Genomic DNA, 26,690 nt, shown 5'->3' with positions numbered 1-26,690 from the left:
GGCGCGCGCTGGTTACGTGCTCGGCCGATCGCTCCCGGAGTACCGCCTGATTCGAACGCGAAAACGGCGCTCTTCGAGCCTCTATCTCGTCTCGCCGGTTTCGTCTCCGACGGCCGACTGATCCACTACGAACACCAGGCTGCCGTCCTCGAGGCCGCCGAGGCGAATCCTGACGGGAAACGTCGATCCCGATTTCCGGCGGCCGGTACAGGTACCGGTCCAGCGCCACCCGTCCGCGACGGTCGGAATGGCGGTCTTCTCGAGGCGCTCGACGCTGTCGTCGGCGAACAGTGCTTGCCACGGCGCTCCGAAGAGCGCGTCGCGGTCGTAGCCGAACTGCATCGCGTACGAGCGGTTTGCGAACCCGAATTCGCCGTCGGGATCGACGATGGCGATCGCATCCTGGGCGAGTTCGATGCTGGCCAGCGACCGCCGCGACAGGGCGTCGAGGCGGCGGTGGTGGACGAGCGTCCGGATCCGGTGGCCGAGCCGTTCGGCCGCGACGGACGCGGCGCGTTGGCTCACGTAGTCGGTCCACCGGGTATTCTGGACCGTGTCGACGATTCCGGCCGTCCCTTCGCGGTCATCCATGAGGAAGACGACCGGGAGGTCGGGCACCCGCTCTCTGACCCGCTCGAGGAGATCGTCCCCGTTTCCGGTCGCCGCGGGGTATTCGCTGACGAGGCAGTCGATATCGTCGAGACACGTCAGCGGATCCGTAACCGACGGCCGCGTCCGGATCGAAAGCCCGTCGTCGTCGCCGACGGTCGCTTCGATCCGTTCTCTGTACTGCTCGTCATCGACGACGACGAGGGCGGTAATCCGATCGGCGACCGGCGACGGCTCTCGGCAGTGCGTCTCCATCGAAGTGCTGGTCATCGGCGCGTCTCCGGTCCGTCCCACCTACGGTCGCTCATGGACCGTGTCATCGATCAGAATCGTTCCGTCGTTCCGGACCTCGACCGAATGCTCGCCGTAAGCGAACTGAATCCGCGCGTTTGCGGTCGTATTCCCCTGAAAGAGTTGATCGAGTGCCTCGGGATCGACGACGTGATACAGCGGCTCGAGGTCGATGGGATCTGTGTCGGTCGCGTCGGCGAGCGCTTCGATGACGGAGAGGCTAATCGAATCGTTGTGATAGTCAAGCATCGTCCCAGGCATGTTAGTTGATACAAGTCGGACGACGGGTATTCTACTGTTCATTATACACGTACGCCCGTTGGGCCTGGGACGCTACATGTATTGAATGACGATCGAAATCGCGCCACCGAATCGGGAAAATATCCCGTTGGGAGCCAGTCAGTGACTGTTCGATCGCCGCCCGCGAATCGTCGCTGGCGATACCGATCACTCGGATTCGATCGACGCCGTCCCGCTGAAGCCCGCTTAGTACCGATCAACGATTTATATTCGGTACTATTATCCTTACATTATGTAAAAGTGAGAGATTTATAAGCCGCACCTCTCATTAGTAACCATTGCGTATCCACCCTATGAACATCCCGTCGTTTCGCGGGGGATCACTCGAGCGTGTTACTACCCGGCGGACACTGCTGGTCGTTCTCGGAGCGGTTGCGATCGTGTTCGGAATCGTCTCCGTCCTGACGGGAGCGTCGGATCTCGGCGGCGCGACGCCGGGATCGACGGTGTTCGTGCCGGTTTTGCTCGGTCTCGCCGCACACGGCGGCACCGGTCAGGAAGCCGCTATCGAGCAACTGACGACCGACCTCGAGGCGTTCGTCGCCGCCGTTTCCGACGCTCGAGACGCGGACGAAAGCGAGTCGGAGCGAGCGGATCGGATCCGGAACGCGGACGTGGACTTCGAACTCGATCGAGACGACGACATCGGGCGCCTGTCCGAGGCGGTCGAGGAGCTGGCGAAGACGGTTCAGGAACGGGAGCGCCAGTTCACCGACCGCGAGCGGGAGCTACGGGCGACGAACGAACGGTTCCGCGCGATCATCGAGGCGTCGCCAGCCGCGCTCGTTGCCGTCGACCTCGAGGAAACCGTCGAACAGTGGAACCCGGCAGCCGAGCGTATCTTCGGCTGGAGCGCCGACGAAATCCGCGGCGAACCGCTGCCGATCGTTCCGCCGGACCGGGACGACGAGGCCGAGCCGCTTCTTCACCGGCTTGAGTCGAGCGAGCCGATCACCGGCGTCGAAACGGAGCGACTGACCAAGGACGGTTCGCGGGTCGACGTGAGTCTCTCGAAAGCGCCGTTTCGAAACGCCGAGAGTGACGTCGTCGGCGTCATGGCCGCGTTCGAGGATATCACCGAGCGCAAGGAGGCGGAACGGCAGTTGCGCGAACGGGAACGCCGACTCCGGACGCAGACGTCGTTTACTAACGACCTGCTCGATGCCGTCGACGACGTCTTCTACGTGATCGACGAGCACGGCGACGTGCAGCGCTGGAACGAGACGCTTCCCGCGGTGAGTAACTACTCGGACGGCGAGATCGGGTCGATGAACGCCGTCGAATTCTTCGTCGAAGACGATCGAGCGCTGATCGAAGGTGCCATCGACGACGCGCTGACGGACGGACTCGCGAAGGTCAACGCAACCGTCGTCACCAAGGACGGGGAATCGATCCCCTACGAGTTCGTCGCGTCCAGGCTCGAGGACCCCGACGGGAACGCCGTCGTGACGGGCATCGGTCGCGATATCTCCGAACGGAAAGAGCGCGAACGCCAGCTCTCGACGCTGATGAGCAACGTTCCCGGAATGGTGTATCGGTGTCGAAACGAGCCGGACTGGCCGTTCGATTTCGTCAGTGAGGGGTGTCGCGAACTCACCGGGTACGAGCCCGAAACGCTGGAAAACGGCGACGTGAGCTGGTTCGACGATGTCGTCCTCGAGGGCGACGACGAGCTGTGGGAGACGGTCCAACAAGCCGTGGCGGCGCGGGAGCCGTTTCGGGTGACGTTTCCGATTGAAACGGCTGACGGCGAGCGCCGGTGGCTCAGCGAACGCGGTCGCGGCGTCTTCGCCGAGGACGACTCGATCGAGGGCCTGGAGGGCGTGATTACCGACGTTACCGAACAGGTCGAAAGCGAGCGACGGTTCGAGCGAACCACGCGACTGCTCGAGCAGTCCCAGCGACTGGCCAACATCGGGGCCTGGGAACTCGACGTGCGGACCGAGCCGTTCGAGTTGCACTGGACCGACGAAGTCGCCCAGATCCACGGCGTCTCCTCCGGTGACGACGTGGAATTGGCGGACGCACTCGAGTTCTACCACCCCGCGGATCGCCCGAAGATCGAGCGGGCACTCGAGCGCGCCATCGAGTCGGGCGAGCCCTACGATCTCGAGGTACGAATCGTTTCGAACGACGGCGAGCAGCGCTGGGTACGAACGATCGGCGAGTCGGTTCGAGCGGAGCATCTCGACGTCGGTCCCGAAACCGGTCGGGCGAAGCCGGCCGACGAAATCGTCAAAATCCACGGGTCGGTTCAGGACATTACGGATCGCAAGGAGCGCGAACGCGAACTCGAGCGCTACGAGACGATCGTTCAGGCGCTCGACGAACTGGTGTACACCCTCGACGAGGAGGGGAACTTCCGCTTCCTGAACGACGCCACCCACTCGATCGCGGGCTTCGATCCGGAGGATCTAATCGGTGAAAACGTCGCAACGATGATGCGCCGGGACGAACTCGAGACGGCCCGGAACCTGATTCGAGAGCTGTTGCGGGCCGACGAACCGTCTCAAACGTTCGAGATGGCTCTCGAGACCGCGGACGGCGACGTGATCGAGACGGAAAATCACATGGCGCTGTTACCGACGGACGACGGCGAGTTCACCGGCACCGCGGGGGTCATTCGGGACATCACCGACCGAAAGAACCGCGAACGCGATCTCGAGCGAACGACGGACCTGCTAGAGCGCGTCCAGCGCATGGCGAAGATCGGCGGCTGGGAACTGGACGTCCGCGACGAGCCGCCGACGGAGACCTGGTCCGAGGAACTGTACCGCCTGTACGACCTGCCTCGCGACGTCACTCCCACCCTCGAGACGACGCTCGAGCGTTACCATCCGGACGACCGACCGGCCGTACGCAGCGGGATCGAGGCCGCGATGGCGACCGGGACGGGGTACGAACTCGAGGCTCGCCTGCAACCTGCCGCGGGCGACACCAGGTGGGTGCGGGTGATCGGCGAACCGATCTACGACGACGACACCCTCGTCAAGTACCGCGGCTCGGTGCAGGATATCTCCGACCAGAAGCGGCGGGAACTGGCGCTCGAGTCGCTCCACGAAACCGCCCGCGGACTGCTCAACGCCGAGACGGAATCGTCGGTCGCCGACCGCGTCGTCGAGACGGCTGCGGACTTACTCGACTCGGTCAGCGCGAGCCTCTACCTTCTCGATGCCGAAACGAACCAGTTCGAACCGGCGGCTTCGACGAGCGATTTCGCCGATCACTCCGGCGGCGCGCCGTCGGTCGCGGTCGGGAACGCCGATTCGGTCCTCTGGAACACCTACGTGACGGGAACCCAGACGGTCGTCGACGACGCCGAGATCGGTGCGCAGTCCCCGTTGTTCGGCGGCGGCGCTCCCGGCGGGTTGCTGGTCCCGGTCGGTGACCACGGCGTGTTCGTTCTGGTCGCCCCGCCGGCAACGATCGACGACGAGACGCGACAGTTGGTCGAGACACTCGTCGCAACGACCGAGGCCGCGCTCGACCGACTCGAGAGCGAGGCGAGCCTGCGGGAGCGCGATGCGGAACTGGAAGCCCAGAACCGCCGACTCCGGCGGCAGGTCCAGATCACCGAGATCATCAGGGGGATCGACACGTCGCTGATCGGTGCCGAAAGCCGCGCCGAGATCGAACGAACGGTCCCCGAACGGTTGGTCGAAGCCGACACCGTCGCCTTCGCCTGGATCGGCGATATCGACCCGAGCGGAACGACGCTCGAGCCCCGCGCCTGGGCGGGCACCGATCCGGAGTATCTCGATACCGACTCGTTCGATCTCGAGGCCGACGCGCCGGAGCCGTCCGTGCGTACTGCGCGCACCGAGACGCCGACGGTCGTCGAAAACACCGTCGAAGGGCTCCAACGCGAGCCGTGGCGGACGAACGCGCTCGACGCGGGCTATCAATCGGTCGTCTCCGTCCCGATCTCGTTCGAGGAGTATCGGTACGGCGTCCTCTCGGTGTACGCCGACGAACCCGACGCCTTTAGCGACCTCGAGCGAACCGTGTTTTCGGAACTCGGCGAGGGAATCGCGAACGCGATCAACACGACGAAAACGCAGGAAGCGTTACACGCCGAGACGCTCGTCGAACTCACGCTTCGACTCGAGACGGACGACGAGATCCTCTCGCGGATCGCGACTGCGACCGGCGCTCACGTCACCTACGAAGGGCTTGGGACCCACTCCGGGCCGGAGACGGTCCTGTTCTTCGAGACCACCGGCGCGCCGTCGGCCGACGTGCGTCGCGTCCTCGATGACCTCGTCTCCGTCACGGACTCTCGACTCGTTACCGAGTCTGATCACGGCTGTCTCTTCGAGGCGACCATCGCGGGCGACGTCGTCGCCTCCCGGCTGGTTCGCCACGGCGGCAGTCCGCGCTCGATCGCTGCCGACGGCGAGCGAACCGAGATTACCGTCGACGTCCCGACGACAACCGACGTCCGCGAGTTCGTCGGGATGCTCGGCGACCACTACGCCGGCGTCGAACTGCAGTCCCGTCGCCACGTCCAGCGGGCGATGCACACCAGACAGGAACTGGTCACATCGCTGTTCGAAGACCTGACCGACCGACAACTCGAGGTGCTCCGGACGGCGTATCTGGCCGGCTTCTTCGAGTGGCCACGCGAGAGCACCGGCGAGGAGGTCGCCGAGATGCTCGACGTGACCCAGCCGACGGTCAACCGCCACCTCCGAATCGGCCAGCAACAACTGCTGAAACAGCTGTTCGAGAACGGGATGACTTCGGCGGTCGACGACTGATCCGGGCGCGACGTTCCGCTCCAGAAAGGAACGCCCAAGGACCCGGTCCCCGTAGACCCTGTTATGGAGACACCCACCCGGCAACGCGAGCGCGAGTCCGGCCCGCTCCGGTCGGCGCTCGTCGCCATTGGACTGACGATCTTTGGCGTCCTCGTCGCCCCCAACTTCACGACGCTTCCGGCGTTTCTCCTCGATCCTGCGTTGATCACCTCGCCGGCTGATGCGTCGATAACCGCCCGGACGGCGTTGCTGACCCTGAACTTCGTCGGCATAGCGCTGGCCGGTGCCATCTACCTCGCCGTTACCGACCGCGGCTGGTCGTACGTCGATCTCCGGATCCCGTCGAAACGGGGCTGGATGTACGTCATCGCGGGCATAGTCGGAATCCTCGCGTTCTACGTCCTCGTGAGCATCGCCGTCAGTCTGCTCTCGCTGCCCTCCGCGGAAAACGATGTGATGACGTACATCAACGACGATCCGACGATGGTCCTGGTCATGATCGGCATCGTCTTCTTCTTCAACGCGCCGGCGGAGGAGTTCCTCTTCCGTAACATCGTCCAAAAGCGCCTCTACGAGGCGTTCAGTCGCTCCCAGGCTATCGTCATCGCCAGCGCGATCTTCGCGCTCGTTCATTTCCTGTCCTACGCCGTCCTCTCGGACTCGCTGCTCGCGACCGCCGTCCCGATCGTGGTCGTGTTCGGCGGCTCGCTCATCTTCGGCTACCTCTACGCGAAAAGCGACAACCTCCTCGTCCCGATCGCGTCCCACGCCACCTTCAACGCCTTCCAGTTCGGCCTGCTCTACATCGCCCTCGAGTACGATCTCGAGGGAACGGAGCCGACCACCTCGTTGCTGGTCGACCTCGTCGCGAGCGTTCCGCTGTAATCGGGTGCCAACTCCGCCGCGCTGTCCGTTCTTTTATTAGCAATCGCCGGTGAGAGGGGTGTATGTCTCAGGCGAAGGGTGACCGCCGCGAACGCGAACTCGTCAACGCACTCGACGACGCCGGCTTCGCGGTGATGCGTGCACCCGCAAGCGGTTCCGCGACGGAACGCGAACTCCCGGACGTTCTCGCGGGTGACAGCGAACAGTTCTACGCCATCGAAGCCAAATCGAGCGCCGGCGATCCCATCTATCTCACCGGCGAGGAAGTCGAAGCGCTGATCTACTTCGCCCAGAACTTCGGCGCGAAACCCCGAATCGGCGTCCGGTTCGACCGCGAGGACTGGTACTTCTTCCACCCCGGCGACCTCTACGTCACCGACGGCGGCAACTACCGAGTCAAAAAAGAGGTCGCCATCGCGGAGGGCACCGATTTCGCCGAGTTCGTCGGCAAGAGCGAGAAGGTCACGCTCGAGGAGGCCGCCACCGGCGGCACCGACGGCCCGGACGAGGATATCCTCCGCGTGCTTAACGCCGTCGAGAAGGGCGTCATGGAGGTCGAAGAAGCCGCGGAACTGCTCGAGTAACGGGGCTCGAATCCGACTCGGGAGGCGGTCGATACTCGTTCGGCCGGTCTACATTCATCACCCGATGGCCGATTCGCCCGGTCTGTAACCATCATTCGGTGGCCGATTCGACCGATCGGGTCGCCGACATCACGTCCCTACGGGACGGCCGACTTCCGTCGGCTCCGTTAGCGGCCGCTAGTCGTCCGCCGAAACCGTCTCCGCGAGCGTCTCGGGGTCTGCCGGCGCGTACTCGACGATCGACTCGAACGCCTCGAGCGCGAACCGGTCGCCGCTCGTGATCCCCCGCGCGTCGTCGGTTTCGAGTTCGTTCGAGACGAACCGCCGGGCGACGAGGGCCAGTCGGCCGGCGCCGTCCTCGAGTTCCGCCTGCGCTTGCGCGAGCAACAGCGCCGCGGTGAAGACGTCGAAGACGTAGTGGGCGAGGCGCTTGGCCGACAGCTGTGCGTACTCGCCGTCTTCGGCGGCCAGCGTCGCGAGCGCACCCGCGAGGTCGCGGTACTCCGACGCGACCGTCTCGGCGGCGTCCTCGAGCGCCGGATGCGACACCGTCTCGAGGCGTTCCTCGATGGTCTCGAGCAACGGCTCGTGGGCGTCCTCCCGCTCGAGCGCTCGGAGGACGTCCAGCGAGAGGACGTTTTCCGTCCCCTCCCAGATCGGGAGCACCTGCGCGTCCCGGAGCATGCGGTTGGTGACGAAGTCGTTCACGTAGCCGTTGCCGCCGTGGATCTCCATGCCGTAGGAGGCGGTGTCGACGGCCATCCGCGCCGTTCGGGCCTTGGCGATCGGGATCAGGAGCCGCATCAGGCGGTAGGCGTCGTCGTCAGCCGCGCTCGCCGTTCCCGCGGAGCGACGTTCCGCCCGCTCGCGCTCGGCAAACAGCCGCGCCGCTTCGAAGGTAAACGCCGTCGCGGCCTCGTGATCGACTGCCATATCGACCAGGTCCGCACGCATCAACGGGTACTGATCGATCGTCTCGCCGAAGGCCTCGCGGTTCGCGGCGTAGATCTTGCTCTCGAGCAGCACTCGGCCCATAATTCCACAGGAGGCCGCGGCGTTCGAGAGTCGCTCGAGGTTGAGCATTTCGGTCATCTGCCTGAACCCGCGTTCTTCCTCGCCGACGAGGTGCGCGTTCGCGCCGGTGAACTCGACCTCGCCGGTGGGAACGGCGATGGTACCGAGTTTGTCCTTCAGCCGCCGGTACAGCTGGTCGTTCACCGCGTCGGGTTCGAGCGCCCCGTCCTCGAGCAGGTCGCCTTTCGTGACGGGACCGTCCTCGAGGTCCGCATGGGGGACGAGGAACATCGAGAGTCCGTCCGTTCCCTCGGGCGCGTCCTCGGTCCGAGCGAGCGCGAGGGTGCCCTCGGCGTCGATATTCGAACAGAACCACTTCTCGCCGTACAGTCGCCAACACCCGGTTCGCTCGTTCCACTCGGCTCGCGTCTCGTTCGCGCCGACGTCGCTGCCGCCCTGTTTTTCGGTGAGAAACATCGCACCCTCGATCAGCCCCTCGTACTCCCGACTCGTCAGGGCGTCGTAGTACTCGCCGAGGGTGCCGTCGTCGAACTTCTCGAGGACGAGCGCCGCGCCCGCGGTCATCGCGACCGGACAGTCGAAGCCGGCGTCGGCGTAACACAGCAGGTACTGCATCGCGAGGGTGTGCGAGAGCGGCATCGGCTCGTCGCGGCCGGGCGGGGCCTCGAAGGAATCGGCGACGATCCCCATCTCGTAGGCCAATCGCTCGTTCTCGAGTTGTTCGGCCGGGTACCGAACCAGATTCTGGATCTCGCCGTGTTTGTCGTAGGGCTCGAGTTCCGGCCCGTGATCGTCGACGTAGTCGGCGTTGTCCGCGATGGTGTGGCCGACGCACTCGCCGAACGCTGAGAGTCGTGATTCGGCCCACTCGAACTCGTCGGCGGTGTAGATCCGCCGAACCTCCCGCTCGAGCGTCCGATCGAGTTCCCAGTAGTTCACCGCCCGTCCCTCGTCGAATCGGCCGTAGTCGATGCTCGAGGACATGCTATGATAGTTGTTGACGAACAACAATAAAAAGGGTACGAGTCAACTCGAGGTCCGTTGTCGCGCGCTTTCGGACTCGACTACCGCGTGGACTGAGGTCGTGTCGCTTTCTCGAGTCGCGTTCGCGGGAAGACGTAGACCCGCAGCGACTTGGGGACGACGCCGTTCGTGGCGACGGTGGCGTGGGGGTAGACCGCGCCGACGACGGGCACGTCGGGATCGTAGCGCTCGTTCGTCGCGTACTCGGCGACGGTGGTGTCGGCCGCGCCGATCTCGACGGCGTCGGCCCGCAGGTCGGAGACGTCGACGACGGTGAGTCGGTCGCCCGTTTCGCGGTCGATAACGGTATCGCCCGGCCAGATCGTGTGCGCTCCGCAGTAGAAGGGCTCGTTGTCGTCTTCGTCGACGAAGATCGTCTCGCCACACTCCTCGCAGGAGACGGCGATCTCGCCCGGCGGCGGCGTTCGTCCCTCGGTGATTTCGATCGCGATCCGGCGGATGTGCTTGCACCGAGCCTCGCGGAAGACGTGGTCCGGGCAGGTACACCGTCCGCCCTCGAGATCGACGAGATAGGTGTGCCCGCTGGCCGACTCGACCTCGTAGAGGCCGTCGCCGAGGGGCAACACCGACATCGGTTCGGTGCGGGCGCGGCGCGAACGCCCCGCTAAGCGGTTGTTGGGCGGTACTGGCAGTGGTGTCTTCGGTGACGCTGTTGTGTTCATGGGTGCGTCGGGAGTGGATCAGCACCGGGGCTGATCGACGTGTCGCTGGTCGGTTGGCTATTCGAATACGGTAGGTGCTCGAACGAAATAACGGGCTCGCCTGCGATCGCCGGCACGTGCTTTATGAGGGGCTGGGGGAAGCCACCCCGTCAATTCGGGTGAAAATCGAACCCGTTGCCCCGATCGGCGTCTCCAGTCGCGTCCTCCTGCTGCGAGTTCGTCGGTCGCCCCTTCGAAGCGCTTTTGACCGGTCCGAAGAAACCGGTCCGGTAATGCTCGACCGCGACCAAATCATCGAAATCGCCGTGGCCGTCGCCTCCGTTCTCTTGATGCTCAGCGCCATGTTCGGAATCGGATCCCAGTACGGAACCGACAACGGGACGCTGTCGCCAGAAGGCGGCGAGATGCTCGTCATCGCTATCATCGGCTTTATTCTCCTGTTGACCACCGTCGGGCTCGTCCTCGCGTTCCTGATGAACGAACCCGAAGACGAACTCGAACCGGACGACGATGCGGACGCAAAAAGTGCGGTCTGAGTGAGCGTCGGCGTCCGTTTTCGAACGGACCGAGTGGCGGTCGGACGCTTCTTTCTCTAGTGACGAATTGCAGCGACTTGATGGATCGACGGTGACGAGAGCAAGTCCACTCGAGGAGGCGAGCCGCTTTTCGGCGGTCTCACACTCGATTAATCGCCGTTTGCCGACTCGCCGTCGGTCCCGTCGTCTCGCCAGTCCTCGATCTCTTCGTCGTCGGCGTCGTCGATTCGCTCCTCATAGTAGGCCATCGGGTGGGGAATGCGCTCACAGAGGTCGTCTTTGTTCACGCAGTCGCCGTAGGACTGCATCGTCGCACACGAGGGTGCCGAGTACTCCGTCGGGGAGGAATCGCCGCGGATGTGGTCGGTCTGGTACCTGGTCATCTCCTCGCCGAACGAGGAGTTCACCCGATAGAGGTCGACGATCTCGTCGGTGTCCATCCCGATACTCGCCAGAAACGCGGTGATCGCGAACCGGGAGTGGTGGGGCAGGTGCTCGCCCTTCTGAATCTGATCCAACAGGGCCTTCATACACGGCGGGAACAGGTCGGGAACGACCGTATCGATCTCGCGGGTCAACTCGAGGTCCGCCAGCACCTCCCGAATCTCAGCGACCTCGTCCTCGAGTCCGGTCGCGATAACGTCGGGAACGTCGAAGGGGAGTCCCGTCTCGATGTGACTTCGGATGGCTTCTTGGAGCAGGGTGAGCAGTTCGGCGTCCGTGATCGGGACCTCGCCGTCGGCCAGCGCCCGATTGACGAGATGCCACTCGTCCGCCCACAAGTCCTCTGCGAGCGGCAGATAGGTGCCGACGTCGATCCGGTAGCCGTCGGCGGTCTCTCGAACGGCCGTCTGCAGGTCGAACTCCGCGAGCAGCGTCTCGAGGTCCACCCCCGTCGATTCGACGCTCTTGAGTTCGGTCGTTTCCTCGAAATCGGCGGTAAATCGGTCGTACGCGGTCGCGGCCTCGGCGCGGGCGTACTTGCGCACGAGGATCCGCTCGTCGACCATCGAGACCAGCACGCGCGCGACGGGGTAAGAGAGCAACTCGATGCGGGCTTCGCGGCGCGGTTCGCCGATCTCGCCGTCCTCGAGCGCCGCCACGACGCGCTCGCGGGCGCGGTCGACGACCGCCCGGTCTTGCTCGACGACGGTGGCCAGATCGACGGCCTCCGTCGCCACGGCGTCGCGGGCCGCCTCGAGAAACGGGTATCGAGCGTGCAGTCGCTGCATCGGTAATTCGATATTACCGCGCCGGGTTAAAGCCGCTGGTTGTTCGTTCGCTCCCGACCGGCGGCACCCTCGTACTGGATCAGCTCGTCGGCAGCGAGTCCGTCGCGGGTCGGCCGACGAGGGTCGATTTCAAGACGGTCCGACACATCACACCGAGTATGTCACGGGTGCTACGAGACGGCGTGTCGATACACTACGAGTACGACGAGAGCGAGGGCGACGGAACGCCGGTCGTCTTCGTGCAGGGACTGGGCTACGGTCGATGGATGTGGCGCTGGCAACGCGAGGCCGTCGCCGACACCTTCGACGTTATCGCGCCGGACAACCGCGGGACGGGCCAATCCGATACCGGACTGCCACCGCTCATTCCGCGCTTGCCGCGCAAACTTCGCGCGCCGCTGATCTTCAAATTCGCCGGCTACTCGATCGGCGGGCTCGCGGCGGACCTCGAGGCGGTCCTCGACGACGCGGGCATCCGCGAGGCGCACATCGTCGGCGCGAGCCTGGGCGGGATGATCGCCCAGCGCTACGCGCTCGAGTACACCCGCGCGAAGACGCTCACGCTCTGTTGTACGAGCCACGGCGGCCCGGATGCCGTGCCGATCCCCGAGGAGACCCGGGAGTTCATCTTCGACGTTCCGAAGGGCGCGAGCGAACGGGAGAAACTCCGCCACCGGATGCGGCCGGCGTTCAACGAACGCTTTACGAACCGGAATCCGCACCTGATGGATCGAATCCTCGAGTGGCGACTCGAGCAAGACGCCCTCGATCCGGCGCGCGAGGCCCAGGCCGCTGCCGCCCTGAACTTCGACGTCAGCGATCGCCTCGATGGGCTCCGAGTCCCGACGTTGATCCTTCACGGGACCGACGACCGGGTCGTCCCGGCCACCAACGGCACGCTGCTCAAGGAAGCGATTCCGAACGCCCGACTCGAGCGCTTCGAGGGCGGCTCCCACTGCTTTTTCATCGAGGACGCAGAGCGCGTAAACGAGGAACTGCTGGCGTTTCTCGACGAGCACGAGTGACGCCGGGCTGACTCGCTACTCGGCGTCCGGGTTCGGCGTGTCGGAGGGATCTCGAATCCGTATCTGTCCGTCGCTTCGGACGGCGACGTCGAACCCCTCGTAGGTAAATCGGAGCCGGTGGGTGCTGGCGTCGTCGACTCGTCGGGCGTGTTCGACCAGGGAGTCGAGGGCTTCCGGTTCGACGACGGAGTAGAGCGGCTCGAGAGTCGTTCCGTTCGCGTCGACGAGCGCGGCGACCGCCGCCACGACGGCTTCACTCGCTCGCTCGCCGGATTCCGGATCGAACGTCGTGACGTATCGCGGCCCGTCCGCGTCTTCGGGATCGTCTGTGGAGGGCACACCAATACGACTGTGGAGCGACTGGTAGGTTGTCACCTTCCTATATGTGTGTATTAAATAACGCGTTCGTCCATACGGATGGACCGTCGGCGGGATCTGGGCGCTGAGAGCGGCTCCCAACCGTGAATTACGGCGGGCCTCGGATCGTGACTCCGACATTCGCTCGAGACGGTATCGTCGCTACCGACGTTCAGCGGCTCCGCTAGCCGGCGGTGCTCAGCGCGGCTGTACAAATAGATGTTCGTCGCGAGTGACGGCTACTCGCTTTGAATTCGCGGCGCGAGCATGTACGTAACCTGCCCTTGCCCCTCGCCGAAGCCGAAGTAGATCTTCACCGGGAACTCCTCGCCGAGGTCGAGCGTGACCTCGGTGTCGGCTGGGATGGCCTTGTTCATGTCCTTGAGGTAGTCCAGCGAGAACAGCGAGTGTGCCGGGCCGGCCTGCAGATCGATCAGATCGTCCTGGGTGAGTTCGAGGTGGACGTCGTCGGTGTCGCCCTCCGCGTTGACGTAGAAGAACTCGTCAGTTTCGTCAACGCCGAGTGCGATGTGGTCGGAGACCATATCGGCCGCCTTGACCGAGCGGTTGACGTCCTTGCCCTCGAGGACGACTTCCGCCGGCAGATCGAGATCCGGAATGTCCGGCTCCTGACGGATGGAGTCGGGGTCGATGAGCGCGAGCGTGTACTCGAGCCCGTCGATCTGGATGTGGAGTTTACGGGTCTCCTCGTCGAGTTCGAGCTGGAGGAGTTGGCCGGATTCGGCCATGCCTGCGATGTCCTCGAGTCGTGAAAGGTCGACACCGATGAGCCCGCCGTCGGCTTCGTAGGATTCGAACGCAGCCGCATCGAGCGAGAGGTCGACCATCCCGACGTTAGCGGGGTCAACGGCCCGAATTTCGAGACCGTCTTCCTCGAGGTGGATCTTGCACTCGTCGACCAGCACGCTCACCGAATCGAGCGCGCTGGTGAGCGTTTCTGCGCTCACGATGGCCTTGAACATATGCGTCGAGGTACGAACGGTTGGCATAAAAAGCCACCCTTTACGCGCGAACGCGAGACCGAAGTACGAGACGGCACAAGACGGGGATCGGTCGCGACCGGCCGTTACTCGCTCGCGTTGCACCTCTTTCCGAAAGGACACGTTTAGCGATAAAACGATCGCGACGAGGGCGGTAATCGAGGTATGGGTGCCGATCGAGACGCGCGTACCGGCCGTCGAGAGTTCTGTAAGGACGCCCAAACAAATACCGGGCACGCTGCCGTGATCCTATGAGCGTCTCCTCTGCGGTCGTCCTCGCAGCGGGCGAGGGGATCCGACTGCGTCCACTGACGCGAAACCGGCCCAAACCGATGCTACCGGCCGGAACGCGACCGATTCTCGAGCACGTGTTCGATCAGTTGATCGCGGCGGACATCGACTCGATCGCCGTCGTCGTCGGATACCGCGGCGACCGAATCCGGTCGTACTTCGGCTCGAGCTACCGGGAGATCGAACTGACCTACGTCGAGCAGGAACGACAGCTCGGAACCGGCCACGCGCTGCGTCTCGCGTCGTCGGTTATCGACGGTGCGACGGTCGTCGTCAACGGCGACCAGTTCGTCGACTCGCGGATCATCAAGGATGTCGTCGCCACGCACGAAGCCGATGCCGCCGCGACGATCGGGCTGGTCAACCGCCAAGAGATCGGCGAGTACGGCGGGGTGATCCTCGAGGACGACGGGTCCGTCGTCGAACTCGTCGAGAATCCCCAAGACGACCGCGCGTACAGGCTCAACGCCGGCGTGTACGTCGTCGATCCGAACCTCCTCGAGACGATCGAGCGCCTCGACATGACCCCGGGCGAACACTCGCTGGTGGACGCGATGACGACGCTTCTCGAGGACGGCGAGACTGTTCGAGGCGTCGTCTCGGAGGGGTGGTGGATCGACGCGATGTATCCGTGGGATCTGCTCGCCGTCTCCGACATGTTGTTCGACGCCGGCGTAATCGGCGACGAGGTCGCGGCGTCGGCGATCGTCCACGATTCGGCGATCGTTCGGTCGCCGGTCGTCGTCGACCGAGACTGCGAGATCGGTCCCGGTGCCGTCGTCGGCCCGCACGCCTGTCTCGGCGAGAATACGACGGTCGGTTCGAACGCCGTCGTCGAGCGGAGCGTGATCGACGCGGACACCCGGATCGGTGCCAACGCGACCGCGATCGATTGCGTGACCGGCGTCGGCGTCGATCTCGGTCACGGAACGGTGGTTCCCGGTGGGCCGGGTGACGCCCGCATCGGCGACCGATTCTTCGAGGACGCGCCGATCGGGGCGTTGCTCGCCGATCGGGTCACCGACAACGGCGGCGTGACCTACGTTCCGGGAGCGATCGTCGGTGCCGCCGTGACGATCGAAGCCGGCGCGACCGTTCGCGGGACGATCGACGACGATACCGAGGTGCATTCGTAATGTGCGGGATCATCGGCTACGCCGGTAGCGGTGGCGACAGTGACACGCTCGAGGTCTTGCTCCACGGGCTCGGGAACCTCGAGTACCGCGGCTACGACTCGGCCGGCGTCGCGGTGGCGAACGCGTCGCTTTCCATCGAAAAACGCGGGGGAGAGCTGTCGGAACTCAAGGACGCGCTCGCCGGTAATGCCGACGGCTTCGACGGTTCGACCGGCATCGGACACACGCGCTGGAGCACGCACGGCCCGCCCACGGACGCAAACGCCCATCCGCATACGAACGCCGAGGAGTCCGTCGCCATCGTCCACAACGGCATCATCGAGAACTATCTGGAACTCCGCGAGGAACTGTCGGAAGCCGGGCACACGTTCCGGAGCGACACCGATACCGAGGTCGTTCCACACCTCATCGAGCGGGAGCGAGCCGGCGGTGCCGACCGAGAAACCGCGTTTCGGGAGGCGATCGGGCGACTCGAGGGGAGCTACGCGATCGCGGCCGTCTACCCCGACTGCGAGACGGTCTTCGCGGCGCGACACGAGTCACCGCTCGTTCTCGGACTCGGATCGGACGGCAACTACCTCGCGAGCGATGTGCCGGCGTTCATCGAGTTCACGAACCGAGTGGTCTACCTCGACGACGGCGAGTTCGCGGCGCTTTCGCCGGAGTCGGTCACCGTTTCCGACGGCTCCGGAGCCCCCATCAAGAAGTCGGTCGAGACGATCGCCTGGGACCCCGAAGACGCCGGCAAGAGCGGCTACGATCACTACATGCGAAAGGAGATCGCCGAACAGCCACGCGCGATCCGCGACTGCCTGCGCGGTCGCATCGAGGAACTCGGCGGGACCGTCACCTTGCCCGAACTCGAAGGTCTCGAGACGCCGTCGTCCGTCCAGTTCGTCGCCTGTGGAACGTCCTACCACGCGGGGCTGTACGGTGAGCGATTGCTCCAGCGGCGTGGCATTCCAACGCAGACGTTCATCGCGAGCGAGTACGACGCCGCTCGGCTCCCGGTCGACGAATCGACGCTTGTCGTCGGCGTCACCCAGAGCGGCGAGACCGCCGACACAATGGCTGCGCTCCGCAGTGCAAACCGGGCGGGAGCGACGACCCTCGCCCTGACGAACGTCGTCGAGAGCTCGGCGGCACGGGAGTGTGATCACGTTCTCTACATCCGCTCCGGTCCGGAGATCAGCGTGGCTGCGACGAAGTCGTTCGCCTCCCAGCAGGTCTCCCTGTCGCTTCTCGCGACCGCTCTGGTCGACTCCGCTTCTTCGGCCGCGTTTCCGCCGCGCGAGTACCTGCGCGAGCTTCGACGGCTTCCCGATCACATCCAGTCCGTGCTGGACGACTCGAGGGCCGATGCCGTCGCCGAGGAGTTCCTCGACGCGGACGCCTACTTCTTCATCGGTCGCGGATACAACGCGCCCGTCGCGCTCGAGGGGGCGTTGAAGCTCAAAGAGATCACGTACAAACACGCCGAGGGCTTTCCGGCCGGGGAGTTAAAACACGGGCCGCTCGCGCTCGTCACCGAGTCGACGCCGGTCTTCGCGCTCGTCTCGAGTCGCGAACAGGCCGGGGCGACGATCGGGAACATCAAGGAGGTACAGGCGCGGGATGCACCCGTCGTCGCGGTGACCGACGACCCGGAATCGGTCGCCAACCACACCGATTACGTCCTCGAAATCCCGGAAACGCATCCGGCGGTGATGCCGATCGTCGCAAACGTCCAGCTCCAGCTCGTCGCCTACTGGCTCGCCAACGCGCTCGACCGTCCGATCGACAAACCACGAAACCTGGCGAAAAGCGTCACCGTGCAGTAACGACCCGCGGGTTCCGACGCGTTTCAGATGACGGCGATGTCGGTGATCTCAAAGCGGGCTCCTCCCTCGCTTCCGTCGACGACGTCGATATTCCAGCCGTGAGCGTCGACGATGTCTTTGACGATCCGCAATCCGAGTCCGGTCCCGATATCGTTCTCGTCGGTCGTGTATCCCGCTTCGAAGACGATATCGCGATCTTCCGACGGAATGCCGGGACCGTCGTCTTCGACGGCGAAGCCGTCCTCGAGCGACTCGACGGTAACCGTGACCCGGGAGACACCATCCGCGTCTCGAGTCGTTCCGTGCGTGAGACTGTTCTCGAAGAGATTTTCGAACAACTGGAGCAGATGGATTTCGTCGGCTCGAATCCGCCGGTCCTCGTCGATCCGAATGTCGAGTTCCGGCTCGACACCCGGCGGCGGAACCCAGGCCGAATCGATCGCCGCCGCCACCGAGACGTCGTCGAGGTCGTCGGAGAGATTCCCCGCTCGAACGAGCGCTAGCATGTCTTCGACCAGCGTCGCCATCCGCTCGTGTGCCTCCGTTACCTCGTCGAGAAACGGCACGCTGTCGTCGTGCTCTCGAGCCAACTCGAGATAGCCGGTGGCGGCCGTAAGCGGCCCCCGAATGTCGTGTGAGAGTACGCTGGTAAGCTCCCTGAGGCGCGCGTTCTGTCGCTTGACGCGTTCTTCGGCGAGTTTCCGTCGCGTCACGTCCTTCTGGAAGCCGACGAAGTGTGGAGACGTCTCCTCGTTAGTCGTGATCGGCGCGACCGTCACCTCGTTCCAGAACATCGTTCCGTTGCGGCGGTAGTTTCGCAACCCGACGGTAACGGGTTCTCGGGAATCGATCGCCGCTCGTATCTCGCCGACTGGCTCCTGTGCTGTTCGCTCCCCTTGTAGAAATCGACAGTTTCGACCGCGTATCTCGTCGATCGGATAGCCGGTCAGCTCCTGAAATTTCTGATTCGCGTAGATGAGCGGGTTGTCCGGTTGGGTTGCATCAGAGATCACGATCCCGATGGGTGCCTCGTCCATCGCCGCGCTCTTGCGCTCGAGGTCCTCGCGAGTTCGGTACTGTGCGACCGCGTTCGTGATCCGTTCTGCGAGGTGTTCGTATCGACTCGTCCCCTGTTTTTTTCTGACGTAATCCGTTACGCCAGCCGAAATCGCCTCGCTTGCGATGTCTTCCGAGCCAGCACCGGTAAACAGGATCACCGGCAACTCGTCGTCGACTCGACGTATCGATTTGAGGAGTTCGAGACCGGTCATCTCCGGCAGCTCGTACTCACAGACGACACAATCGTACCGGCGGTCGTGAACCCGCTCGAGTGCCTCGGCTGGATCCCGTTCCGTATCGACGACCAGCGACTCGTCCGCTCGCTCGAGCGCCTCGCTATCCTCGTCGACACAGAGCACGCGAATCGCTCGCCCGCTCGCTGCCACCATACGGGTGGTACAACGCCGAGACGCTTGAACGTGTGCCAGCGTCCGGAGAGCCACACGCTTCGGGGACGATGGATCGCCGTCCTCTCCCCACCGCCACCCGCGTGGACCCTCGTACGGTTGGCGGCGTTCTCGAGGCGATCACTCCGCGTCTGCCGTCGCCGGCTCGAGCGATACTCGGACCGTCGTTCCGGCCTCCGGACCCGACTCCTCCTCGATTTCGAGCCGGCCGCCGTATCGGTCGACGAAGGTCTGGACGAGATACAGTCCGACCCCGCTTCTGGCTCCCTCAGGGGTGTACTCGCGGTCGGTGATGCGCTGGTGATCTGCGAGCGAAACCCCGGAACCGTCGTCCGATACCGAAAACCCGACGGACGGCTCATCGCCGTCTTCGTCGATCACGGATACCGTCACCTCGCCGTCCCGGCCCTCCGTGTAGACGACTGCGTTCGTCAGCACGTTCCGGACGACGACGTTGAGAAACCGATCGGCTTTGACCGAGACGGCTTCGCCGGTTCGATCGAAGGACACCTCGACGTCGTCGTACCGGGTCTCGAGTCGCTCGATCTCTTCCGCGAGCACGCCCTCGAGATCGATCGCCGTGAGTTCCGGTGGCCGTTCGTCGAGCGTCTGTACCATCGCTCCCACCGATTCGGTGAGTTCGACGATGTGTTCGCCCGCGTCGACGATCCGCGAGATGGTTCGTTTCTCGTCGGGATCCGACGGCGAGAGCTCTGCGCCCCATCCAAGGACGATGACGGCGTCCTCTCTGATTTCGTGGCGGACCAGCCAGTGGAGTACCGCCAGCTCTCGGCGCTGGCGCTCGAGTTCGGCGGCCCGTTTTCGCCGTTCGATGGCGTACGTCACCGTCTGTACGAGCAGCCGCGGTGTTACGTGGTCTTTCAACAGGTAATCCTGTGCCCCCCGTTCGACCGCTTCCCGTCCGATCATGGCGTCGTCCATCGCGGTGAGGACGACGACCGCCGTCTTGTCGACCGTCTCGAGGACCGAATCCAGCGTATCGAGGCCCGAGGAATCGGACAGATTCAGATCGAGCAGGACCAGGTCGATCGACGTGGACGCGTCTCTGAGTACGTCCTGTGCGTCTGCAAGCGTCTCGGCGATCTCGACGGTCGGGACCGACTTGCTCGACCGTCCGCCGTGCGTTCCGTTCCTTTGATTCCCGATGTTTTGGGACAACATCATCTGGTACAGCCGTGCCTGCAGGTCGTCGTCTTCGACGAGCAACACCGTGTAGGGGTCAGGCTGTCCCGTTGTCATGGCCATATTCACCACGCGGAGTCCCAAAGCTCCTCGGTCCGGATTCAGCGGCCACCGACGTCACGACGACTCGGTGTCCGTCTCCTCCGAATTCGCCTCGGCCTCGAGCAGCCGACGCCATGGTTCGCGAGCCTCGAGCGCCGCCGTTCGCTCGGCTTCGACTCGTTCCAGCTCCTCCGTCGCGCGACGGTACGGGGCCGTCGTTTTGACGGCCGATCCGAGGTGCGTTTCGACGAACGCGAGCCGATGGTGGCGCGCCCGAACCTCGCGGGCGATCGGCGCGTCGGTGGCGAGTCGGCTCAGGTCCGCGATCGCATCGAGCAACTCCCCTTTCGTGATCGGCTTTCGCAGCAGTCGATCGGCCGGCAGCGAGACGTCCGTCGGCGACACCTGCGTCGACGTGAGGATCGCGATCGCCGGTTGCTGGTTGACGGTGATCGCCGCCGTTGCGACCTCGTCACCGCTCAGTCCCGGTAGCGTCCGGTTGAGAATCGCGATATCGACCGACTCGTCGAGCAGGTCGAGGGCTTCCTGTCCGTTCGTCGCCGTCACGACGTCGTAGTCCGCCACGAGCCACAGCGAGTAGAGTTCGAGGAGCCGCGGGTCGTCGTCGGCGAGCAACACCGTCGGAACGCCATCGCCCGTGACGTAGGTGGCGTCCCATTCGGCCATCGTCTCGAGGATCGCGTACAGCTCCCGGCCGGCCGTGGTGAGTTCGTACTCGACGCGGCGCGGTTGCTCCTGAACCACGTCTCTCGAAACGACGTCCCGTTCGCGCAGATCGTCGAGGTTATCCGAAAGCACCTTGCTCGAGATGCCCTCGAGTTCGCGTTTGCAGTCTCCGAATCCGAGCCGGCCCTCGGTCGCGAGCGCGACGATCAGTCGCGGTTTCCACTTGGTGCCGAGGATCGAACTCGCGATCGACTGTGCCGGATTCGGTGTCTGAGTCATGATGATTCGTCCCGATACGTATACGCTATTGTAGCGTTCCCGAGACGATAAGCAGGTGGTTTGTGACGACCTCGAACGGACGCTATCCTCGAGGTAACCCGGCGCGTATACGTACACCTCGCTGCCAGTATTGCCCCCCGTCTTCCTCCAGTAACGAACGACAGATACCTACTCGACGCCCTGTCCCCGGTGTGATTCTCGGACGAAGACGAGGCTCGAATCGTCAACCACGACTGTGGACAGGTCGCCTTTCTCCAGCCGAATCCGGTCTCGCGTTCGCCGTCGATCTCGCCTACTACGATTCGATCTTCTCGACGATTTCGCGCGCCTGTTCTTCGGCCTTCTCCTCGCCGACGCTCTTTTTGATCAGGACGCTGGTCACCTCCCAGTCGTCTTCGCCTTCGACCTTCCCGGTTCGCACCTCGCTCCCCTTCGAAACCGACTCTGCCGGGTTTTCGGCCCAGTCGGGCGTTCGAATCTCGTCGTATCGATCCGGATCGCGAAACCGGACGTGGATGTAGTCGTCTTCCGTCTCTACCAGCTCGACGTCTGGAATGTCGCCCATATCTCGTTCGCCTCCGCCCGTGATCCTAACGGTAGGGCCTGAATGTGCCCCGTCCCGAGCCACGTTCTCTCACTCGAGTTGCGCCGCGATACCGTCTGTGACGCGGCCGGTAACCATCTCGAGGGCAGTCGATTCGCACGCATCGTCCCTTCTACGAGTCGATCGGGTCGAGGCCGTCACCCGAAGGGACCCGATTGAAACGCGTACGCAGGGAAAAGGAAGTTTCCAGAGACGGCCGTAGTCCACCGCCATGAGCGATCAGGAACCCACCGAGTGGGAGTTCGAAACCGAATTCGCTACCGTACTCGAGGGCGTTCCGGACGACCAGTTCGATCGCGAGCGATTCGTCCCCGGTGTCGGTCCGCTGTCCGCCGACGTAATGCTCGTCGGCGAGGCTCCCGGCGGCCAGGAAGTCGCTGAGGGCGAACCGTTCGTCGGACAGGCCGGCAAGCAACTGGATCGCGTACTCGAGTCGATCGGCTTCGATAGGCGGGACTGCTACATCACCAATCTCGTCAAGGTGCGGCCGCCGGAGAACCGCGATCCGTACGTCGCCGAGATCGACGCCTGGTGGCCGGTTCTCGAGGCCGAACTCGAGCGCGTCGCCCCGTCCGTTCTCGTTCCGATGGGAAGCTTCGCGACGGCCGAGATCCTCGACACCGACGAGACGATCACGGACGTGCACGGCCAACCGTTCGAGCACGAAGACCGGATCGTCGTCCCGTCGTTTCACCCGGCAGCAGCGCTGTACGATCGGAGCAAGGTCGATGCGATCGAGTCCGATCTGGCGGCAGCGCTCGAGGTTGCGTGAGGACGTTTCCTCCGACTCGCCCGACTCGAACTCGGCGAGCGCCGTCCGGAACTCGATGCTGTTCCGAAAGTCATCCGTTCCGACGCGTCCGCACTCGCCCCACCGAGGATCGCTTTCAGCAGGCCTTTCCGCTTCTGGTCCGTACCCGTGGTACGAACACGATCGATCCGCGACGCGACTCGAGACCGACGTCGTCCGGATCGGTTCTGTCGACAGTCCCTGCCCGTCGATCGGCACGGGACTCTCCACGCGAGGAACGAACCATGGCAAAAGATCAATACTACAACAAAGCGAAACAGCAGGGATACCGGAGCCGAGCGGCCTACAAGCTCAAGCAGCTCGACGAACTCGAGAACGTCATCTCGGGCGGCAACACGGTCGTCGACCTCGGTGCCGCACCGGGCGGCTGGCTACAGGTCGCCGCCGAACGGGTCGGTCCGCCGGGTAACGTGATCGGCGTCGACCTCCAGCGCATCAAGGACCTCGAGGATTCGACCCTGAACGACCGCGTCGAGACGCTTCGCGGCGACATGACCGAGGAGAAAACGCGCGAGCGCGTCATCGACGCCGCGGGGGGCCGCGTCGACGTCGTCGTCTCCGACATGGCACCCAACATGTCCGGCGAGTACTCGCTGGATCAGGCCCGCTCGCTCTACCTCGCCCGGCAGGCCTTCGAGACCGCCCTCGAACTCCTCGACAGCGGCGGACATTTCATCGTGAAGGTGTTCGAGGGGCCGGACGTCGACGACCTCCGTGCCGACATCGGCGAGGAGTTCCAGTACGTCCGCGCAACGTCGCCGAAGGCCAGCCGCGACGAGTCCTCCGAGATCTATCTCATCGGGAAGGGACGGCTCACCGCGCCGGTACGGCCGGGCGACGAACTCGAGGTCGAGATCGTCGACGTCGGCACGGAAGGCGACGGCATCGCGTCCGTCGACGGCTACCGGCTGTTCGTTCCGGAAACGACGGCGGGCGACGTCGTCGACGTTCGCGTCGAGGACGTCAAACCGAACTTCGGATTCGCCGAGGCGCTCGAGGCCGAGTAAGTGACCCTACTCTCGGCTCTCCCGCGTCTCGAGTCGGTACGTGAGTTCGACGCTCGAGACGGATTCGTCCGCCGACGCGGTGTAGAACCGCTCGATCTGTTCGAACAACTCGTCGGGTAGTTCGGCCCCGTCCTCGTTCGCTTCTCTGGCGACCGCAAGTTCGTCGTAGAGGTGGCCGATCGCCTCGTGGAGCGCCCGTTGCGTAGCTGCCGTGACGGGAAACTCGATCGCCCTGGAGTCGATACCGTCCCGTTGTTCTGCAGCCGGAGATGTCATTTGGTACGAGACTCGTCCGCACCACTATAATGTTATTGGTAATAACCGAACTACTCCTCGGTTTCGAGTCGGTCGTGGCGCTCGTCGATCTCGTCCAAGATGTCGAGCGTCTTTCGAACCGAGGCGCGAATCGCATCGCTTCGGTTGACGAACTTGCCGTCGTCGCCGACGTGTCCGTCCAGATCCTCGAGGAGTTCCTGTGGAATTTCGACGCTGATTTTGGGCATCAGTCTGCGTGAGCGTTCGAAGGGGAGTCTCTTAACAGTCCGTATCGATCGCGTGGGTGTCAAGAAGGCCGCGCGTCGTCTGTGGCGTTCTCGAGTGCGGGTGCCTGCTCACTCGACGGTAGGTCCGGAGTCGGGGTCGGCCGTGCTCCCGCCACCGCCGCCGAAGAGCCGACCGCCGCCGGTGAGGACGTAGAGCACTGCGAGGCCGAGCAGGTAGGTCAACGCGATCGGAATCGCGAACAGGAGCATTGTCAGAATGCCTTTCGGACTGGCAATCGCAGCGACGGTAAAGATACCCACGACGACGGGCCGCCAGCGCCGGAGCATCGTCCGGTAGCTGATGATCCCGCCCACGTGGAACAGGCCCATCGTGACGATGATGTTCATGAGGAAGCCGATACCGATGGTCGTGAAGATCACCAGCCAGAAGAAGCTGCTGATCCGGTAGGAGACGACCATCCCGTTGGTGATCGCGTCGGTGACGAGGTACGAGATGATCGCCGGTGCGACCCAGTAGAACCCGAGGTAGGTGCCGAGTGCGAACCCGCCGAACAGTCCGCCGCCCCAGACGACGAACGTCCGCCGGTCGCCGTAGACCAGTCCGCGCTCTTTCATCGCGGGCCAGGCGTAGTACAGCACCATCGGCAACACGGTGACGATCGCCGCCAGCACGCTCACCTTCACTTCGAAGATCAGCACCTCGACCGGATGAAGCGCGATCACGAGATCCATCTGGTTGATGAGTTCGTCCGTCGGCATGGCGGCGGGATCGCCCGCCACGTCGTTCTGTTCGGCGACCTCGACTAACACGTCGTTCGGGACGCCCGAGAGGAACTGCGCGTAGACCGTTCGGAGACCGCCGCTGTAGAGCCAGAAGAACGATCCGCCCATGACGAGCATGAACACGCCGACGATGCGGAACATCTTCGAGGTGAGGCTGTTGAAGATGAACATGAGATCGTAGGCGTAGCCGCCGATGTCGTCCTCGGTCGTCTCCTCCTCGGTGAACGGATCGAGCATGCCGGCGGCGGTACTCGAGAAGATCCCTCCTTCGTCGTCACCGGCTTCTGCGGCTGCCGTGCCGCCAGCGCCCGTCCCGGCCGACGCGCCGTCTCCGCTCCCTTCCCCGTCTCGCTCCGCTTCCAGCGAATCGAACCGGTCGAGGATCGCCTGCGCTTTCTCCCGGTTGTCGTCGTACATCGCCTGCCGGGAGTAATCCAGCGCCTCCTCTTCGTCCATCGCGAGGAAGACCTGCGTCGGAACGTCTTCGACGTCCTCGGCCGTGAGGGTCTCAAAATCGACCTCGTCGGGATCGTCAGCGTTCCGAATGTCGTCTTCGCGCGGATAGACCGGGGACTGGAGGACTTTGATCGTGTAGCCGATCAGGATGAAAAAGCCGACGCCGGCGGCCACGAGCAGGCCGACCGCGGCGTCACCGAGCAGGCCGTGTTCGATCGCGATCGACTCGAGTCCGCCGGGTCCGCCCGGGCCGGGTCGAAGGCCCGACGGCAGGAGCGGGTAGATCGATTCCTCGAGGTAATCGAAGCCGCCCTGATTGACGAACGCGCCGGTCGCGACGGCGACCAACGCGAGGGCACCGACGAACTGGAGGACGATCCGTTTGAAGTGTGCCGCACCGCTCGTCGTCGTTTCGGCGGCCCCGCGCCGCCGGATGTTCGTGACGACTTTCGCCAGTCCGAGGCTGAAGATGTAGAGCGCGACCATCGGCAGCGCCCACATGATCTGCGTGAAGGGGTCCGGCGGGGAGAACAGCGCGCCGAAGACCGTCACGCCGACGATCGCGTGACGCCACTTGTCCCGGAACGTCTCGTAGGAGACGATTTCGGTGTAGGCGAGCACGCCCATAAACAGCGGCAGTTGGGCGGCGAGTCCGAACGAGAGCGTCAGCAGGGCGATGAACTCGGTGAACTCCGTAATACCGAAACTGGGTTTGACGCTGGCGCTGACGGCGTTGTTTGCGAGAAAGTCGAACGTGTAGGGGAAGAAAACCGCATACGCGTAGATGACACCACCGGCAAACAAGAGGAGCGAACCCGCGACGAGACCGGCCACGTAGCCCCGCGAGATCGGCACGACGCTGTCGTAGCCCCGCTCTCGAAGCGCGTCCCGCGACAGGTACAACAGGGCGGGGATCGCGACGATGACGCCGACGAACATTCCGATCTTGGCCTGTAAGAGGATCACCTCGAACGGCGTTCGGGTGATGATATCGGTCTGGTCGGCGACGTACTGAGCCATCTGGGTTTTCGCCGTCGCCTCGAGGAAGTCCCAGATCCAGATCCGCAGCGCGTAGAAGGAGCCGATGAAGCCGATGACGAAGACGATAAACACCTTCTGAAGATGCGTCTGCGCACTCGAGAGCATCGCGCCGATCGTCTCTCGGCCAGTGGTGATCGCTTTGGCCGTATCCTCACCGACTGCAGAACTCATTTACTGCCTGTGGCTAACTGACATCCAGTTATCAACCTTTCGAGTGGCAGCGTAGAAATCGGCGCGTTC

Annotated in this window: 23 protein-coding genes; 9 read left to right on the top strand and 14 right to left on the bottom strand. The window is 64.1% G+C overall.

The annotated features are described in order from the left end of the window. Nucleotides 1–81 precede the first annotated feature (81 nt). Nucleotides 82–879 (bottom strand): PAS domain S-box protein, encoded by a 798-nt coding sequence (locus tag DWB23_RS17265; protein ID WP_121744323.1) that lies wholly within the window; start codon nt 877–879, stop codon nt 82–84. A 24-nt stretch (nt 880–903) separates the two neighbouring features. Further along, entirely contained in the window at nt 904–1,161 is a 258-nt protein-coding gene (locus DWB23_RS17260) for a HalOD1 output domain-containing protein (RefSeq protein WP_121744018.1), read from the bottom strand. A 317-nt stretch (nt 1,162–1,478) separates the two neighbouring features. On the opposite strand from DWB23_RS17260, the gene DWB23_RS17255 reads away from it, so the two are divergent. The 3 genes from DWB23_RS17255 (at nt 1,479) to hjc (ending at nt 7,429) form a co-directional block, all read left to right on the top strand. Further along, nucleotides 1,479–5,960 carry a PAS domain S-box protein gene (locus DWB23_RS17255; protein ID WP_394341756.1) on the top strand — a complete coding sequence of 1,494 codons (4,482 nt, stop codon included), beginning with the start codon at nt 1,479–1,481 and terminating at the stop codon, nt 5,958–5,960. Between the two features lie 63 nt (nt 5,961–6,023). After that, complete coding sequence (locus tag DWB23_RS17250) at nt 6,024–6,845, top strand: CPBP family intramembrane glutamic endopeptidase (protein WP_121744016.1); 822 nt, start codon at nt 6,024–6,026, stop codon at nt 6,843–6,845. Between the two features lie 62 nt (nt 6,846–6,907). After that, nucleotides 6,908–7,429, top strand: coding sequence for a Holliday junction resolvase Hjc (hjc, locus tag DWB23_RS17245; RefSeq protein WP_121744015.1), 522 nt, complete (start codon nt 6,908–6,910; stop codon nt 7,427–7,429). A 177-nt stretch (nt 7,430–7,606) separates the two neighbouring features. On the opposite strand, the gene DWB23_RS17240 is transcribed toward hjc, so the two are convergent. Then, nucleotides 7,607–9,448, bottom strand: coding sequence for an acyl-CoA dehydrogenase family protein (locus tag DWB23_RS17240; RefSeq protein WP_121744014.1), 1,842 nt, complete (start codon nt 9,446–9,448; stop codon nt 7,607–7,609). 80 nt (nt 9,449–9,528) lie between these two features. Then, on the bottom strand, nt 9,529–10,170 hold the full coding sequence (locus DWB23_RS17235; RefSeq protein ID WP_121744013.1) for an SWIM zinc finger family protein: 642 nt from the start codon (nt 10,168–10,170) through the stop codon (nt 9,529–9,531). 272 nt (nt 10,171–10,442) lie between these two features. Here DWB23_RS17235 and DWB23_RS17230 point away from each other — a divergent pair, with 272 nt between their 5' ends. Continuing rightward, the gene (locus DWB23_RS17230) at nt 10,443–10,706 is read left to right on the top strand and encodes a DUF7472 family protein (protein WP_121744012.1); all 264 of its coding nucleotides are present in this window, start codon (nt 10,443–10,445) and stop codon (nt 10,704–10,706) included. Nucleotides 10,707–10,855: 149 nt separating this feature from the next. On the opposite strand, the gene priL is transcribed toward DWB23_RS17230, so the two are convergent. Beyond that, entirely contained in the window at nt 10,856–11,938 is a 1,083-nt protein-coding gene (gene priL / locus DWB23_RS17225; RefSeq protein WP_121744011.1) for a DNA primase regulatory subunit PriL, read from the bottom strand. Nucleotides 11,939–12,096: 158 nt separating this feature from the next. Here priL and DWB23_RS17220 point away from each other — a divergent pair, with 158 nt between their 5' ends. Beyond that, nucleotides 12,097–12,963 (top strand): alpha/beta fold hydrolase, encoded by an 867-nt coding sequence (locus DWB23_RS17220; protein WP_121744010.1) that lies wholly within the window; start codon nt 12,097–12,099, stop codon nt 12,961–12,963. A gap of 15 nt (nt 12,964–12,978) precedes the next feature. Here the strand turns inward: DWB23_RS17220 and DWB23_RS17215 are convergent, their stop codons facing one another. Both DWB23_RS17215 and DWB23_RS17210 read right to left on the bottom strand, forming a co-directional pair. Beyond that, a complete protein-coding gene (locus DWB23_RS17215; RefSeq protein WP_121744009.1) occupies nt 12,979–13,302 on the bottom strand; it encodes a HalOD1 output domain-containing protein in 324 nt (107 codons plus the stop codon). 257 nt (nt 13,303–13,559) lie between these two features. After that, nucleotides 13,560–14,303, bottom strand: coding sequence for a DNA polymerase sliding clamp (locus tag DWB23_RS17210; protein ID WP_121744322.1), 744 nt, complete (start codon nt 14,301–14,303; stop codon nt 13,560–13,562). Between the two features lie 269 nt (nt 14,304–14,572). On the opposite strand from DWB23_RS17210, the gene DWB23_RS17205 reads away from it, so the two are divergent. After that, nucleotides 14,573–15,748 carry a sugar phosphate nucleotidyltransferase gene (locus tag DWB23_RS17205; protein ID WP_121744008.1) on the top strand — a complete coding sequence of 392 codons (1,176 nt, stop codon included), beginning with the start codon at nt 14,573–14,575 and terminating at the stop codon, nt 15,746–15,748. Continuing rightward, complete coding sequence (gene glmS / locus DWB23_RS17200; RefSeq protein WP_121744007.1) at nt 15,748–17,568, top strand: glutamine--fructose-6-phosphate transaminase (isomerizing); 1,821 nt, start codon at nt 15,748–15,750, stop codon at nt 17,566–17,568. The genes DWB23_RS17205 and glmS overlap by 1 nt, the downstream gene beginning before the upstream one ends. Nucleotides 17,569–17,591: 23 nt before the next feature. Here the strand turns inward: glmS and DWB23_RS17195 are convergent, their stop codons facing one another. From DWB23_RS17195 to DWB23_RS17180, 4 genes are all read right to left on the bottom strand, one after another. Beyond that, a complete protein-coding gene (locus tag DWB23_RS17195; RefSeq protein WP_121744006.1) occupies nt 17,592–19,016 on the bottom strand; it encodes a PAS domain-containing protein in 1,425 nt (474 codons plus the stop codon). 138 nt (nt 19,017–19,154) lie between these two features. Continuing rightward, a complete protein-coding gene (locus tag DWB23_RS17190; protein WP_162989860.1) occupies nt 19,155–20,294 on the bottom strand; it encodes an ATP-binding response regulator in 1,140 nt (379 codons plus the stop codon). A 60-nt stretch (nt 20,295–20,354) separates the two neighbouring features. Further along, a complete protein-coding gene (locus tag DWB23_RS17185; RefSeq protein WP_121744004.1) occupies nt 20,355–21,245 on the bottom strand; it encodes a winged helix-turn-helix transcriptional regulator in 891 nt (296 codons plus the stop codon). A 295-nt stretch (nt 21,246–21,540) separates the two neighbouring features. Further along, nucleotides 21,541–21,810 carry a hypothetical protein gene (locus DWB23_RS17180; RefSeq protein ID WP_121744003.1) on the bottom strand — a complete coding sequence of 90 codons (270 nt, stop codon included), beginning with the start codon at nt 21,808–21,810 and terminating at the stop codon, nt 21,541–21,543. A 250-nt stretch (nt 21,811–22,060) separates the two neighbouring features. Here DWB23_RS17180 and DWB23_RS17175 point away from each other — a divergent pair, with 250 nt between their 5' ends. Then, the gene (locus tag DWB23_RS17175; protein WP_121744002.1) at nt 22,061–22,621 is read left to right on the top strand and encodes a uracil-DNA glycosylase; all 561 of its coding nucleotides are present in this window, start codon (nt 22,061–22,063) and stop codon (nt 22,619–22,621) included. 263 nt (nt 22,622–22,884) lie between these two features. Next, entirely contained in the window at nt 22,885–23,667 is a 783-nt protein-coding gene (locus DWB23_RS17170) for an SAM-dependent methyltransferase (protein WP_121744001.1), read from the top strand. Nucleotides 23,668–23,673: 6 nt separating this feature from the next. Here DWB23_RS17170 and DWB23_RS17165 read toward each other — a convergent pair whose 3' ends face one another. The 3 genes from DWB23_RS17165 to DWB23_RS17155 form a co-directional block, all read right to left on the bottom strand. Continuing rightward, nucleotides 23,674–23,943 carry a hypothetical protein gene (locus DWB23_RS17165; protein WP_121744000.1) on the bottom strand — a complete coding sequence of 90 codons (270 nt, stop codon included), beginning with the start codon at nt 23,941–23,943 and terminating at the stop codon, nt 23,674–23,676. Nucleotides 23,944–23,993: 50 nt separating this feature from the next. Next, nucleotides 23,994–24,170 (bottom strand): ribbon-helix-helix domain-containing protein, encoded by a 177-nt coding sequence (locus DWB23_RS17160; protein WP_121743999.1) that lies wholly within the window; start codon nt 24,168–24,170, stop codon nt 23,994–23,996. Nucleotides 24,171–24,278: 108 nt separating this feature from the next. After that, nucleotides 24,279–26,621, bottom strand: coding sequence for a twin-arginine translocase subunit TatC (locus DWB23_RS17155; protein WP_121743998.1), 2,343 nt, complete (start codon nt 26,619–26,621; stop codon nt 24,279–24,281). Nucleotides 26,622–26,690 lie beyond the last annotated feature (69 nt).

This window comes from Natronorubrum halophilum (genome assembly GCF_003670115.1).
GTDB classification, from domain to species: domain Archaea; phylum Halobacteriota; class Halobacteria; order Halobacteriales; family Natrialbaceae; genus Natronorubrum; species Natronorubrum halophilum.
Note: the sequence above shows the minus strand (reverse complement) of the source record. Positions and strands in the feature narration are given on the sequence as shown.

Coding starts and splice junctions, on each gene's coding strand:
- DWB23_RS17155 (WP_121743998.1), bottom strand. CDS start 26,621: ATGAGTTCTGCAGTCGGTGAGGATACGGCCAAAGCGATCACCACTGGC.
- DWB23_RS17180 (WP_121744003.1), bottom strand. CDS start 21,810: ATGGGCGACATTCCAGACGTCGAGCTGGTAGAGACGGAAGACGACTAC.
- DWB23_RS17230 (WP_121744012.1), top strand. CDS start 10,443: ATGCTCGACCGCGACCAAATCATCGAAATCGCCGTGGCCGTCGCCTCC.
- DWB23_RS17170 (WP_121744001.1), top strand. CDS start 22,885: ATGGCAAAAGATCAATACTACAACAAAGCGAAACAGCAGGGATACCGG.
- priL (WP_121744011.1), bottom strand. CDS start 11,938: ATGCAGCGACTGCACGCTCGATACCCGTTTCTCGAGGCGGCCCGCGAC.
- hjc (WP_121744015.1), top strand. CDS start 6,908: ATGTCTCAGGCGAAGGGTGACCGCCGCGAACGCGAACTCGTCAACGCA.
- DWB23_RS17160 (WP_121743999.1), bottom strand. CDS start 24,170: ATGCCCAAAATCAGCGTCGAAATTCCACAGGAACTCCTCGAGGATCTG.
- DWB23_RS17175 (WP_121744002.1), top strand. CDS start 22,061: ATGAGCGATCAGGAACCCACCGAGTGGGAGTTCGAAACCGAATTCGCT.
- DWB23_RS17250 (WP_121744016.1), top strand. CDS start 6,024: ATGGAGACACCCACCCGGCAACGCGAGCGCGAGTCCGGCCCGCTCCGG.
- DWB23_RS17185 (WP_121744004.1), bottom strand. CDS start 21,245: ATGACTCAGACACCGAATCCGGCACAGTCGATCGCGAGTTCGATCCTC.
- DWB23_RS17190 (WP_162989860.1), bottom strand. CDS start 20,294: ATGACAACGGGACAGCCTGACCCCTACACGGTGTTGCTCGTCGAAGAC.
- DWB23_RS17165 (WP_121744000.1), bottom strand. CDS start 23,943: ATGACATCTCCGGCTGCAGAACAACGGGACGGTATCGACTCCAGGGCG.
- DWB23_RS17235 (WP_121744013.1), bottom strand. CDS start 10,170: ATGAACACAACAGCGTCACCGAAGACACCACTGCCAGTACCGCCCAAC.
- DWB23_RS17240 (WP_121744014.1), bottom strand. CDS start 9,448: ATGTCCTCGAGCATCGACTACGGCCGATTCGACGAGGGACGGGCGGTG.
- DWB23_RS17210 (WP_121744322.1), bottom strand. CDS start 14,303: ATGTTCAAGGCCATCGTGAGCGCAGAAACGCTCACCAGCGCGCTCGAT.
- glmS (WP_121744007.1), top strand. CDS start 15,748: ATGTGCGGGATCATCGGCTACGCCGGTAGCGGTGGCGACAGTGACACG.
- DWB23_RS17265 (WP_121744323.1), bottom strand. CDS start 879: ATGACCAGCACTTCGATGGAGACGCACTGCCGAGAGCCGTCGCCGGTC.
- DWB23_RS17260 (WP_121744018.1), bottom strand. CDS start 1,161: ATGCCTGGGACGATGCTTGACTATCACAACGATTCGATTAGCCTCTCC.
- DWB23_RS17220 (WP_121744010.1), top strand. CDS start 12,097: ATGTCACGGGTGCTACGAGACGGCGTGTCGATACACTACGAGTACGAC.
- DWB23_RS17205 (WP_121744008.1), top strand. CDS start 14,573: ATGAGCGTCTCCTCTGCGGTCGTCCTCGCAGCGGGCGAGGGGATCCGA.
- DWB23_RS17195 (WP_121744006.1), bottom strand. CDS start 19,016: ATGGTGGCAGCGAGCGGGCGAGCGATTCGCGTGCTCTGTGTCGACGAG.